Below are 12,725 nucleotides of genomic sequence, written 5' to 3' on the forward strand. Positions count from 1 at the left end.
GAAAATGGTTAAAAACCTTAGAAAAGTGTTGTTTCGTATTGAGCGGGGACTGCCTGTAGATTGGACCAAGGCAAAGAAAAACCTTTTATCCTTGGGTATCAGCCAAAAGAGTATGAGCCAAGCATTGAGTGTTACGGCATATGGCGGCAATGATTATAGAGTTGAAGTTAAAGACAAAAAAATATTTGACGAAATACTGTTATTGATTGAGCCAGCTAATAAAAGTACACGAAGTGCCGCAAGCCTTAGCGGCAATACGCACTTAAGTCAGGTTAATGGAGCAATGCTAGCTGTATGGTATGCCAATGAGGCCATTCCTATTAACAGAGTTTTCAAAGATGAAGAGTCCTGCCCTTCTCCAGACAGAAAGAATGCGCTTATCATAGAAAATGAAGAGTGCTTTTTGTTTAAGGAAGATACTTTTAAGTTTGTTAGGGACTTTTGTAATGTTGATATGGATGAGGATGATGTTGAATTTATCTATGGCTCTGGAAACAGCATTACAAATCGTAGAATAATTCCTTATCTAAAAGCATTTAAAGGAGAAGTATATTGCCTCTTTGACATCGACCTCGGAGGATTAAGAATATACGCCAATCTAATTTCTGCCGGACTCGAAAAAGAAAAAATACATTATCTAATCCCAGAGGATCTAGAGGAAAGGCTGGTGAAGTCAAGGAGAGAAGCGACAGAAAAGGAGTTGGGGGAGTTAAGCCAAGTGTATGGAATTACTGAAAAAACAGACAGGATTATCAGCGCTTTACGTTACTATAAAAAAACTATTGAGCAGGAGAGCTACCGTGCAGAAAAATAATTTTAGTTTGGAGTTTAATAGAGAATATAAAATAAAAGAGTTAATCTTCGTAAATAGTGGATCCAACTATTATGTGAGATTACCAGTAGACTCACATGCTGCCATTATTGCTGATAACAATAGCGGTAAGACCTCAACCTTATCCGCACTTAAATTATTTTTGTTACCTGAAATTAGCTTTAAAAGACAAAGTGAGAAATTCGGATTTTCATCAGGAAGAAAGTTTTTTGAAGATCTTGACTCGTATTTGTACTATTTTCCCGGAGCAGATTCATACATTATTTGTAATGCATCAAATCCTAAAGGAGATTTTTGTTGGGTATTGTACAGAACGACAGAACTAAGATATGAAAGAATTGCATTGCCTGTATCTTATGATGAGATAGAGCACTTGTTTTGGGATGGAAGATCAAAAAATAACGAGAATGCAGGAAAGTTACATAGCGATATAGAAAGCAAAGGAATCAAAAAAACGTTAATAACAACCTATAGCGGGAAACCCTTTAATGATAGAAAAGCCATAGGTGAATCTATATACACGAGAACGTCCAATGATAATGATGATTCACGATTCTGCTTACTTCCGATGATAAAAGGCTATAGTTCTAATAAGACAGAAACTATCCGCGCTCTTTTAAATATGGCTTTTGATCTAAGCAATGCAGCAACAACATCACTGCCTATGGCCATAGCGTCAATTCTAGATGGACAATCAATGAGTGCAGTGAAAAGGAATAACAGCGAGGGAATTCTGTTGGATCTTGAGGCCCAATTAGATGAATGGCGTGAACTGAAACAACTAAATTCAAAATTAAATGTTGTTAAGGACAATAGCAATCTGTGGATATCATTGGAAAAGAGTAGAGAGAGTTTTAAAGAAACGAAACGCGAGTTTATAGAGAAATTTAAAAATATTAATTACTTAGTCGAATCAGAGAAAAACAAGAATCAGAAAGAGGTGCAAGAAGTAGCAAAAAGAGTTGAGGAAGCAGACAAGCATCATCAATCAGTGGAAGAAAACTATAAGATGGTTAAAGTGAGTTATGACAATGCAAAAATAAATGCTAAATCGGAAAAGAAAAGCCTGGAGAGAAATAAAAGTATTATAGAGAAAGTTGAAGAAACAAGGCGTCATCTTAAGCCTTTAAATCCAAATGATGGTAGTGATGAGTCAATATTGTTAGCTTTAAACGAACAGATAGCATTATGCCAGGAAGATATTGAAAGTTTAAAAGATAAGAATAAAGCAATAAGACGAATGGAAGAGCTGAATAAAAGAGTTATAACCAATAAGCATAGAGTTAAATGTTTGACTGAAACAATAGAGCATACTGAGAATAAATCATCATTATTCGATGAATTAGAAGCAGGCGCAGGTAGTAAACTGCTTAGTTTAAATAAAGACTTTGGTAAAGTTTCTGTCAAATTAAGCCAAGAACAAAAGAAAATCACGGAGTCATTTTGTGAGCTGATAACCCTGTCAAAGCAAAGGGTGTACTTTTGTGATTCTGAACTGATAACCACAGAGTTTATAGAAACAAATAGCGATGACTACATAAAGCAATATAAAGATGAAATAGAAGAGCTCAATAGTTGGATACATAAAGATAGCCTAGAAATCAAGAAAAACAAAGAATATAGTTTACTAACAAAAGAGGCTCAGGCTAAAAAGCTACAGGAATGTGAAGATGAACTAGAGGAGTTAAAACAGAATAGAAATGACTTGAAAGCGTTTGATTCAATAATGGCCAGTATCAAAATAGGAGTGGCTAACTTACAAATAGCCGAGGAAAAATATAAAGAGGAGAATGATAAGTTTGAAAAAGTGAAGCGTCACAGGGTAGAAACACGAATTGCTATGGAAAAAGAACATTCTCGTTCTTCAGAGATTAAAAAATATCAGGCAGATATTCAGAATTATGTCCAGAAGTTACACGCGATAGAGCTCTCAACTGGGCATTTATGTAAATTGGAGCAAGTATTAGATGAACATGAAGAGTCATGCGAGAAAGAAAGAGCTGCTATGCTCATCGAGAGTAAAATAGAAGAGCTTGAGGAATTGAAGGGGAAGTTGATAAATGAGCACGAAGAGACAATAAACAAAACTAGGGAGCTCTTGGATAAAGGGATCGTTGAATCAGAGGTTGATGATAGGTATCGACTAAAAGAGAGTGATGGAAGTTTAGATAATTATTATTACAGTCTGGAGTCAGTGTTTAGAAACATAGACAAATCTTTGGAAAGCTTTAAGCAAAGATTAGAGCATCATAACAATCAAAATGCCACGGTGACAAAAATTATTGAAAATGTTGAAAGTTGGATTAAGGCATTCTTTAAACAGTTAAATGATGAAATGAAAAAATATAAAATCTCTAATTTAAGTTCGGTTGAATTAATTGCGGAGCTTCACCCTCAATACACCGAAGTAATTAAAACGCTGAACTCAACAGGCAATAGAACAGATATATTAAACACACAGGATTTTTATACACAAATAGCTGATTTTCAGAATAATTTCTATATCAAAAGGGCTGGAAAGATTGATATTGCGAGAATTATTGAAAAGGTAAGCTACCGATTTACGCGAAATGGTACTGTTGAAGTTATACCACAATCGAATGGTACAAATTGCATGGTTAATGCAGTGTTATTAGCACTATTGTTGAGTGACATGGTGCCAGAAGATATAGGATTAAACATGCCGGTTGTTTTTGATGAGGTCGGCAGCCTTGATGAGAAGAACTTTAAAGAGATATTAAAAGTAATGGAGGAACATGGATTGTTTTTGTTTGCCGCAAACCCAGAGCAAAATGGGATAATAGCAAGTGTTCTGAGCGTATATCATCCAATTTCAACATTCAGAGTCGTAGATGATGAAATCATTGGAAAGGCTGAAATTATTTACTATCCAGGAATGGAAGAGCGTTTAGAAGAAATCGGTCATAGTGCATAGCATGAATTCTAGGGCGAAATAAGAGTGGGATATGGATACTAATGCACAGAATACCCTTGTCACGGTTTTTCAACATGTGGATATATTTTGCACTATGTTGGACCATTATTCTGATCAGACCAAAACAGTAGTGGGATTTGAAACTGCCGCGTATGAATCAGTGGTTAGCCAATATGTTATTAAGAGGATAGAAAGAAAGACTGATCAGAAAAGAATAAAGGCAGCCTTAAGTATTGCCAACATGCAAGAGTGTGGACTGTTAAGCTTCATTAATCATAAGCGTGGTCAGTTTGGCTTGAATAGAGGGCTTCTACAAACCATACAAAACCTAGACTCCAGAAGAATAAGAGAGCTAGGAAAGCCTGATTTGGATATCATATATGTTCAAATGAAGAAGCTTTATGATTACTTCATACCTCTAGGTGGAGCATATGAACGAGGAAATGACACGTTTAATGAAAATCTGGCTTCACTTATGGATACCCTTCAAGAAGTCCTTTCAAAAATAGATCACAATGCCAAAGCATTAGATGGAAGTTCTAAGCGGCTATCCGAAATATTGGATAGTCATAACTTTAACAAGATGGTAATGACTGATCAGGTTAGTAGTGCATTGGATGAGATTATTCGAATATCCCAAAGAACCATTAAGCCGACTTTGATATTTCTCAATGAAAAAGGAATGGTACAAGATAAAAGTGCTATGTATTTAATACGCAGGATAAGGGAAAGTTTTGAGAGAACAAGCTTCTATAATGAATATGGAAATATTTACACTATCGAAATGAAACTTTTATCGTATGCTGAGGTAATAGGAGAAATACGAAGGAAATTAAGTAGATATGTTGAGATGGATAGACTTCAACGTCAGATATACAATAGCATAGAAAGTAGATTTAACAGGCTATATACGGAAGTGGTAACTAGGCTAGACACAAAATTAAAAGGGAAAAGTATTCCATTCGAGCACACTATATTTTCAGAGGCAAAGAAGTTTAAGGGGTTAGTAAATTGGAATTCATCAAAAATAACAGGTGCATTAATTGAATTGCCTGAGAGCTCTCGAACGAAACACCTAGAGGAATATATACGAGCTAAAATGCAGCATGCAAGTGCTCTTAATGCAAAGAAGAGAAAGCCTGGAGAGAATGGGAAGACTGCTAGAGAACGACATGAAAACTATCAGAGGGTGAATCGAATAAAGAAAATTATGGAAAGGTTTGAGCCAATGAAAGATGTTAACGACTTGTATTTTGCAATTCATGAACATTTAAAAGAAGGTCTTAAAGGTTATGATTTGCGGGACATATATGATGCAGTACCCTTCGTGGATGAGACGATAAAGAGAACACAGACGTTCAAAAGGGGCACGATAGAGTATAAATCTAAAAGACTTAGCTATTTAGTTAAGTCGTTGGAGTTTGAAAAAAATGAATGACTTTGATTTAGGACTAGATGTTTTTGACTCAAGAGCTATCTATAAGGACTTCATGGCCGGGAAGATTATTAATAAATATGAGATTATTGAAGGCGAACTACAGCGATCACCAAAATTTGGTGCTTTAATAGGTAGTCTAGATATATACCGCTATCTATATTCATTAATAGGGTTTGAAATTAAGCAGATTAATGACGAAGCTTATTTCATTACGCGTATTGATAGAGCGGATGAGTACAATGAGGTTGCTGCTAATATCCAGGTGCTTTTGACTGTTATTTGCAGAGGTGTGTATTCCTTGGGCTTACCGCCAGGTATCTTATTAGATCAAGATGCTGGGTTAACGTCAAAGCAGATAGATGAGATTGGGTTAATAGATGAGCAAAAGCGAATATTAAAAGCATGTGGTTTAAAGACACCCCTATCAGAAACGGTTAATGGAAAATTGGTAGATCGTGGGGTATTTCTTAAAACACAAGCTGAGCGTTACATCCTGTCCTCAGCTGGAAAGTATCTGTATGAAGAAATAATAAGTGACACAGAAACGAGAGCATTAGAAAGGATAACAGAATAAACTAATTTACTGAATCGTTTAAAGCTGCCGTTGATTTTTGATTTCATTACTTATATAGAAGATAAGAGTGGAAGAAATCAAGAATAAGGAATGACCTTATTAGATAGATAATGTATAGAATATTAAAGATAAGCCTGGTACTGATGCTGGCTTGCTCTCTAAGCATACCAATTCATTATCATCCGTCATCTTTTGAATAGTAGTTACGAGATTAGGATCATCAATTAGAGTGAAATCATACTGGCCTTGCCCAGCCAATCCGATCCATGCCCATGATGCTTCATTCTCAACAAAGGCCAGATAGAATACTCCAGGATGTGCAGTTAACTTTTTTATGATGGTTTGTTTGTGATTACTCATTAACTTTGCTCATTCGAAAATATCTAATTTAGGAGCAATTCTTGTCTAAATTGTTCCTCGGGTTTAACCTCAGGGGACGTATCATTGAAAATCACATAATGCTCATCTGTATTTCGGATATTTATGACTTTATGTGTGTATTCTTTCGTAGGATCTGGCTTGATGAAAACAAACTTTTCAGTAGGCTTTTGATAGTGTAATACAATCCAAACATTTTCATCTGAGTGGTTCTGACAGTAGGTAAGCTTGTCTGGGCGCACCCAGTAATCACTCCCTCTCATCGCTTCTGTACCTGTGACTTCCACACGCATCACAATGCTACCGGTATCATTATTGACTACCGCTAAATCAGGAGCACCTGATTCGTCTGGATGTTGTGGTATAAATTCATCACTATCAGCACCAAACCCCACAATTGATACTGATAAGTTAGGGCTGACGGATTCTATTATCTCTTTTACTTTGTCAATTCTCACCTTTTCTTGTTGCCATGACTTTTGCCCGTATTGATGTTTAAAATGATGATTTTCGAGTTCTTTTAACTCAGGGCAAGTTATCTCCCTTCCCACCTCAAGATCCATAGCTTTAAATGTTCTTGCTCGGACAGAGGTACAGTAGTCATTGTCGATGTAAATCCAATATTTATCACTAGACTCCTTGTAGAATATTTTGGTAATTACTGGCATAAGAGCTCCTGTTATCATTTACTTTAAGTGTTCCATACTCATTTCCCCAACCATCAAAGCCTTCTCTAACCTGTCGAGCAAAGACATCCAGCTTTTTTCCTTCAAATAAAGTATTAATTTGCTGGTAGAAGCTATCGGGCTTTACAGAGTGTATGGTCGGAGTCTCTGTAAAGAGTGTCTGCATTTTTCCAAGAGTTTCTCGTTCAAACTTAACCTTACCTTTATAACCAAACAATACGTGTTCAGTTGTAATCTGATAAGGACCAAATGGACAGGGCCCCGTTCGTTTGTTCCAGGTGATCATTGTGTAAAAAGTAAATCCCCAGTGCTCCATCAGATCAAAGGCTGACTTGAGAATAGGTTCTTTTGTACTTCTGTCTTTACTGTTTGTCGCCCACAACCATAAGAAACTTTGGTCTTCTGCCCACTCCTCGACTGGAAGTTGCATGAGTTCCTCTTTTGTCATAGTTTCATAGTCTAAACAAACATTTTGATTTGGTCTAACTTTTCTCTTACCTGTCTTCCCTTGGTTCCAAGGTGGATCAATTACTAAAACTTTATACTTGCTTCGAGGGTATTTCATAATACAACTCCTACTTATTGAGGTAGAGAATTCTGAATAGAACCGGCAAACCTGCCTTCTTCAGCTGCTCCGCGTATTTTTTTGGGCTCTATGTCTAACGAACTTAATTTGGGCTTAAAGTCAATCTGATGATCTGCTAGCTCACCCATCAAATGGGCAATTACAGCAAGATGTGAGGGAATTTTATCTTGGCGCGAGTAATTAGACAGTGAACGTGGATTGATTTTGACGAGCCGAGCGAATTCACCCAGGGTAATCCCAGCTTTTCCAACGTTTCTTTTAAATTCGTCGTATTTCATATATGAAAATATTACACGATAAACTGATTAAAATACATACTTTTATATGAAATTATAATATTTTTAAGGAAGTAAGTCATAAAATTAACGTCTTTGACCATAAATTTATGTATAAATGGCTGCAAAGACCATTATTACTGAAAGATGGTTACAGTTGAGGTTTGTAGTGATTTATTTGGGGAAAGATACATCCATGTGAAGCCACACTAGAATCAAGTTGAATGTTGAGTGTTGGAGATGCAGCATATAAGCTTTAATGGACAGGCTACTTGAAAGACTGTATTTGAATAAGCTGGGTAGGTATTTGGCGTTGCGCTAGCCATTCGTATGTAATGTTGTGCAAAGTATATCAATGAATAGGGAAGAAAAAACTTTAAGGATAATTACTCAATTAGTTTTGAGCTTAGCTACAGGTACTGGATTATTTTATCTTGCAGAGCCACACTCAGCCGTTTACGGCGCGTTATTTATAGAACCAAGACTTATAATATCGATGATATGCATAGGCTTGAATGCAACAACAGCGTTTAAGCTAATTTTTTAAACAAAAGATTGCTTGTATGAGTTTTGTGATGAATTTGGTAGGGGAAATAGTAACTCAGCAAGACTACCCTGTAAGAGATGGGATTGAAGAGCCCTTGATGGGTGTAGAGAATAGAATAAGTTTAATTCCTGGAGAGGAACTCCCAAATATTAAGGGCATCATGGTAAGGAAGAGAGCAAAGAAATCATTTGACCCTTTTAGGTCTAAGATATGACATACAATTGTTCATAATGGTGACGAATCGTATTATTCGAAAGTGTATTTAAAATAAAGTATTTTGGGGTAGTATAGCTTAATGAGTTCACTACCTTATTAAGTAGTCATATACAATAAATTAAAGACGCTGGGCTCTGGGTAACTGGAAGTATCTACTATACAGAGTCTGGCCGTAGAATTGTTAAGCAACCATAATCTCCTAAAGGAATAGCTTGTTCGAGTAGAATGGTATTGCGGGCAGACCAATTAGCAACCCGCTTGAACCATGCCGAGCGAGTTGTTCCGCGCGAAAGATATCCACATTCAGGAACAACCCCACCTCTTAATAATTCTTCTGTGGCTGAACCAGGAATGAGCTCATCGGCATTCTTAATACTTTTAGCAGGGAGTTCAAACCACCAATTATAATCCATTTTTTGCCAGCGGACATGGGTTGGCCCCCATAGAACTAATGCACTATTACCAGGCAGAGATGATTGGCAGCGTAGTGCTGCACAAGTAATTGAGGTTTCAAAGTGTCTAGCGGCATCGATAATTTCCTTGGCACCCCAGTCCTGATTACGATAGCGTTTTTGCAATGCTTTTGTCGGTACTAAAAAATGTGCAGCAAAAATGTCGGCTTCACGTTCCATCGGATTTCTTGAAGAAAAGCCAGTAATGTCTTTGTGGAATCCATCACCGAGCATTATTGCATTTCGATGTTCGCTAATACTGAAATGCCCAAACTCGTGGGCGCCCGTAAATCGACAGCGACCGATGGTTCTAGGAACGCCGGCGCTTCCTGTATTGATAAAGACCTGAAATTCCTCATCATGAAAGCGCAACAACCCTTCGAAAGCATCGTTAAAGTTAGCTTGTGCCACTGGAACCTCATAATCATTAAAAGCAATGAAGGGGTCTCCCCCACCAGATTTTCCTTTATGTTGTTCGGCTAGCCCTTCTGCAAACTCTATAATATGCTCTGGGTTAATCATTCTTCTGTCTGTCCTTGGCTAGCTGTATAGCTTCTTCCATTAGCTGTTCCGTTTCCTTAGTTATTTCATTTCCATTACGAGCAGCCATTCTATAGCGCGTTTCGGTTACAGGGTACGCTTTTGGATAAATGGTAGCTGAGTTAGAACTTTTTATCTCTTGCGCTAATTGCAGAATGTCATTTAAGCTAGGACGAAAATTGTTCGCTTGAACAATATCATCTGCAAACTTGTGTTCAAAAGCAGCGACCTCATCTGGTGTTTCAGGTGCTTGTAAACCATTAAGAACAGCGACCTCGTGTAGCAAGAGACTGTATTCAATATCTGAAATTGATATGAATTTACGTTTGGGAATTTTATTCATGCTTTGACCTCCTGTTCAAACCTTTCAAGAACCTTCTTAAGCAGCCTATTTCTACAGGTTCGAATTGCTCCGGGTTTATAACCGTGCTTTGTTGCAATCGAAGCTGCCTCACCTTGTTTGCCACGTGCATTAGGGTTTTCTATACTTTTCAAATCTTCGGATTCGAGTAAGGCTTCTTTCATTGCTGGCTGGAGCTTATTCAATTCTTCTTCGAGGATTCTTAGCTTTAAAGCCTTTTCGGTTACAGAACGTGAGACAGGTGTATTAGAAGGAACCTCAGTTATTAGGACTTCCTCAGGAGAAGGAGAGGTTGATTGGTAAGTCTCTTCTATTGTATCAGGGGCTATACTAATTTCGGTTTGTGTGAGCTGATATTTAGGATTTGACCATTCTCTTTCGCTGCACTTTAAGGCCCAGGCTATAAAGGCTTTGCGAATACCTGATGATGTATCTTCAGGAATAGTAAATTTTGAGATCTCTTTAAATATCTTATCGATACCTATGGCAGTTAAAGCTCCATCATGTGCTTGAGCAAGATGGTGGTTTTCTAACCACTGCTGAGCGCGAACTGTCATTAGTCCGTAGATGGCAACATAAAGAATACCATGGCTCTCTGTTAATCCGTCTACTGGGGCCGTTTGAATCTCTAGAATGAGTTCCTCCCAATCAACTTCCGCTTCTCTATTTCGTTTTATAGCTTGTTGCGTCATTAATTTTACCTCTTCCTTGTAAAGCCAAAAGCGTTACAAATCCAAGTGTAACGCTATCAGCTTTAATAAGTGTAAACAAAATTTCGCATATTTGTAATTATAGAGGACCAAACAATGAGCAACGATAACCATGACAACAACGGGTCTCAATGGAGATTTCGTGTTGATAAAAACAACTTTACTGTAGATTCACCGAGTATCACCGGTCGAGAAATACTGATAATGGCGGGAAAAACTCCCGTAGAACAATATCTACTTATTCTTAGTGGACATGGCCAACCAAAGGAAATATCACTTGATGAAAAGATTGACCTCTCCCAACCGGGGATAGAACGCTTCAGAACACTGGAACGAGAGTGTCGTGAAGGATTTCAAGGGAGAAAGGACTTTCAGCTTCCGTCTGAAGATACCGAGTTCCTAGAGGCGTCAGGACTACAATGGGAGACCACTACTGAAGGTCGAGTAATGAGGGTGGTTATATATAACTACCCTGTGCCTGATGGCTACAATGTAAGTGAAGTGGATATGTATTTGAGGATAGACACTTCGTATCCGGATACACAGATAGACATGTTTTACGTCTATCCTGCCCTTTCATTAGTGTCAGGACACACTATAAAGGCACTTGCGACGGAATCATTCGACGGGAGAATATGGCAAAGATGGTCAAGACACCGTGCCAATCAGAACGTTTGGCGGCCAGGCGTAGATTGTATTGAAACTCATCTAGCCCTTGTAAACCAATGTTTAACAAGAGAGGTCAAATGAGATGGATAGGGAGTATACGATAACCTTTAGATATGAAGAATTTAACCAGTTAAAACAACATCTTTTCCCTGGTGATAAAAAGGAAGCTGTAGCATTTGCTCTTTGTTCGATTGCCCAGGGAGTTGATAAGACACGGTTATTAGTTCGTGAAATCATTTCCTTGCCCAAATCCGCCTATATAAAGCGAACCCCGCAGGAAGTGTTATGGGAAACCAGTACATTGATACCAGTTCTAGGGAGGTTGGAAAAAGAGAATATTTGTCTTATCAAGTGCCATTCACACCCAGACGGGATTGCTGAATTTTCAGCAGTAGATGATAAAAGTGATAAAAGCTTGTTACCAAGTTTCTATGAATGGAATCCAGTGGGGCCTCACGCAAGCTTGGTGATGTGTGAGGATAATGTGAGTGCTCGTATCGTATTAGATGATGGCAGTTTTAAGCCGGTCAATTGTATACAAATCATTGGAGAGAGGCTCAGTTGGTACCGGAACGGTGTTACTAAAAAGGTAGAACCGGAGCAGCAACGTTTAGTTCAAGCGTTTGGTGAAGGTACATATAGCGCTTTAAGTAATCTTCGTGTTGCTGTAATAGGTGCATCGGGAATCGGAAGCCTTGTAAATGAATCCTTGATGAGAACTGGAGTTGGTGAAATTGTTACTGTTGACCCAGATCACGTTGATTTTGTAAATCTTAACCGAATACTTTACTCGACGAAGAAAGATGCTCAGAACAAGGTTAACAAAACGAGTTTGTTAAGAATGAGCGTAGCAACTACGGGCTTAGATACAAAAATCACCGAACTACCTTACGACTTAAAAACACCAGATGTCATTAAGCATATAGCTGGTTGTGATTTGATCATGGGCTGTGTTGATAATAGAGAAGCACGCCAAATACTTTGCAGGATAGCTGCATTTTATTTACTTCCATACATAGATGCTGGTGTGGCTATTAGAGCAGAATCAAAGGGAGAGATTGAATCAATATCGGCAGCTATCCACTATATACAGCCCGGACAATCCTTTTTATCAAGAAGAATATTTGATATTGAGGCACTACGCTCAGATGCCATGCAGCGTGCGAATCCAGATCACTTCAAAGAACAGTTAAATTTAGGTTATGTGTCGGGGGTGGATGTTGAGCGACCGGCAGTAATGCCCCTAAACATGATCGCAGCAGGCTATTCTGTAATGGAGCTTTTGGCGAGAATACATGGATATCGCGGGGATATTGAGGACGAAAAGTGCGCAGCGGAGACGTTAATCTCAGTTGATATAGGTTACATTAAACAAAGACCTGATACAGCTCTTTGCACCAGTCTAGCGCGTTATATAGGCTTGGGAGATGTAGTGCCTTTATTGGGGATGCCCGTACTTAGCATGCAAGAAGAGGATGCAGCGTGAAGATCTTGAGAAAGTTGTACTCGTATTATTATCGTTGGAG

The 12,725-nt window shown here is 38.1% G+C and carries 13 protein-coding genes; 6 read left to right on the plus strand and 7 right to left on the minus strand.

What is annotated here, in order from left to right; translation table 11 throughout:
• Positions 1–4 precede the first annotated feature (4 nt).
• From KKOR_RS00205 to KKOR_RS00220, 4 genes are read left to right on the plus strand one after another with little or no spacing between them, the layout of a single operon-like run.
• Complete coding sequence (locus tag KKOR_RS00205) at positions 5–814, plus strand: hypothetical protein (RefSeq protein ID WP_012799979.1); 810 nt, start codon at positions 5–7, stop codon at positions 812–814.
• Positions 723–3,767, plus strand: a complete 3,045-nt coding sequence (locus tag KKOR_RS00210) for a hypothetical protein (protein ID WP_143715019.1) — start codon at positions 723–725, stop codon at positions 3,765–3,767. Before KKOR_RS00205 ends, KKOR_RS00210 begins: the two co-directional genes overlap by 92 nt.
• Positions 3,768–3,798: 31 nt before the next feature.
• The gene (locus KKOR_RS00215; RefSeq protein WP_012799981.1) at positions 3,799–5,205 is read left to right on the plus strand and encodes a hypothetical protein; all 1,407 of its coding nucleotides are present in this window, start codon (positions 3,799–3,801) and stop codon (positions 5,203–5,205) included.
• A complete protein-coding gene (locus KKOR_RS00220) occupies positions 5,198–5,779 on the plus strand; it encodes a condensin complex protein MksE (protein WP_012799982.1) in 582 nt (193 codons plus the stop codon). The genes KKOR_RS00215 and KKOR_RS00220 overlap by 8 nt, the downstream gene beginning before the upstream one ends.
• Positions 5,780–5,878: 99 nt before the next feature.
• On the opposite strand, the gene KKOR_RS00225 is transcribed toward KKOR_RS00220, so the two are convergent.
• The 7 genes from KKOR_RS00225 to KKOR_RS00260 all read right to left on the minus strand — a co-directional run bounded on the left by KKOR_RS00225 (position 5,879) and on the right by KKOR_RS00260 (position 10,512).
• Complete coding sequence (locus KKOR_RS00225; RefSeq protein ID WP_012799983.1) at positions 5,879–6,139, minus strand: hypothetical protein; 261 nt, start codon at positions 6,137–6,139, stop codon at positions 5,879–5,881.
• A 23-nt stretch (positions 6,140–6,162) separates the two neighbouring features.
• Complete coding sequence (locus KKOR_RS00230; RefSeq protein WP_012799984.1) at positions 6,163–6,825, minus strand: hypothetical protein; 663 nt, start codon at positions 6,823–6,825, stop codon at positions 6,163–6,165.
• Positions 6,788–7,408, minus strand: coding sequence for an MT-A70 family methyltransferase (locus tag KKOR_RS00235; RefSeq protein ID WP_012799985.1), 621 nt, complete (start codon positions 7,406–7,408; stop codon positions 6,788–6,790). The genes KKOR_RS00230 and KKOR_RS00235 overlap by 38 nt, the downstream gene beginning before the upstream one ends.
• A 14-nt stretch (positions 7,409–7,422) precedes the next feature.
• Positions 7,423–7,707, minus strand: coding sequence for a hypothetical protein (locus tag KKOR_RS00240; RefSeq protein WP_012799986.1), 285 nt, complete (start codon positions 7,705–7,707; stop codon positions 7,423–7,425).
• 915 nt (positions 7,708–8,622) lie between these two features.
• Positions 8,623–9,441, minus strand: a complete 819-nt coding sequence (locus tag KKOR_RS00250; protein ID WP_012799988.1) for an ImmA/IrrE family metallo-endopeptidase — start codon at positions 9,439–9,441, stop codon at positions 8,623–8,625.
• Positions 9,434–9,802 (minus strand): hypothetical protein, encoded by a 369-nt coding sequence (locus KKOR_RS00255; RefSeq protein ID WP_012799989.1) that lies wholly within the window; start codon positions 9,800–9,802, stop codon positions 9,434–9,436. Before KKOR_RS00255 ends, KKOR_RS00250 begins: the two co-directional genes overlap by 8 nt.
• Positions 9,799–10,512 carry a hypothetical protein gene (locus KKOR_RS00260; protein ID WP_012799990.1) on the minus strand — a complete coding sequence of 238 codons (714 nt, stop codon included), beginning with the start codon at positions 10,510–10,512 and terminating at the stop codon, positions 9,799–9,801. Before KKOR_RS00260 ends, KKOR_RS00255 begins: the two co-directional genes overlap by 4 nt.
• A gap of 114 nt (positions 10,513–10,626) precedes the next feature.
• Between KKOR_RS00260 and KKOR_RS00265 the strand changes: the two genes are divergently transcribed.
• Together KKOR_RS00265 and KKOR_RS00270 are read left to right on the plus strand one after the other, a co-directional pair.
• Positions 10,627–11,280, plus strand: coding sequence for a multiubiquitin domain-containing protein (locus KKOR_RS00265; protein WP_012799991.1), 654 nt, complete (start codon positions 10,627–10,629; stop codon positions 11,278–11,280).
• 1 nt (position 11,281) lies between these two features.
• Positions 11,282–12,685, plus strand: a complete 1,404-nt coding sequence (locus KKOR_RS00270; protein WP_012799992.1) for a ThiF family adenylyltransferase — start codon at positions 11,282–11,284, stop codon at positions 12,683–12,685.
• Positions 12,686–12,725 lie beyond the last annotated feature (40 nt).

It is taken from the genome of Kangiella koreensis DSM 16069 (assembly GCF_000024085.1).
Taxonomy (GTDB): domain Bacteria; phylum Pseudomonadota; class Gammaproteobacteria; order Enterobacterales; family Kangiellaceae; genus Kangiella; species Kangiella koreensis.